Origin of the sequence: Limnovirga soli (genome assembly GCF_013106755.1) — a bacterium.
GTDB lineage: Bacteria > Bacteroidota > Bacteroidia > Chitinophagales > Chitinophagaceae > Limnovirga > Limnovirga soli.
Window position 1 is genome coordinate 1 of record NZ_WHPF01000058.1, and the last position, 304, is coordinate 304.

Sequence of the window (304 nt, forward strand, 5' to 3'; positions counted from 1 at the left end):
AATGACGGACCAAGTTTGATGGATGACGGAGCGAGTTTGATGGATGACGGAGCGAATTTGATGAATGACGGAGCGAGTTTGATGAATGACGGAGCAAGTTTGATGGATGACGGAGCGAATTTGATGAATGACGAAGCGAGTTTGATGAATGACGGAGCGAGTTTGATGGATGACGAATGATATTACTGGGTACTATGCAAATAAGTGTGTAGTAATATCCAAATAAGTGTGTAAGTATGGAAGATTCTGCTAAGAAGTAAAAGTGTACCCCCCAAGAGTGTTTGTCACTTTCTATGTCTTGATA

General features: G+C 41.4%; 1 protein-coding gene. It reads left to right on the forward strand.

From position 1 onward, the window contains the following. On the forward strand, positions 1–180 hold a 180-nt coding region (locus GD597_RS21760; protein ID WP_216368670.1), incomplete at its 5' end, for a hypothetical protein. Between the last annotated feature and the right edge of the window lie 124 nt (positions 181–304).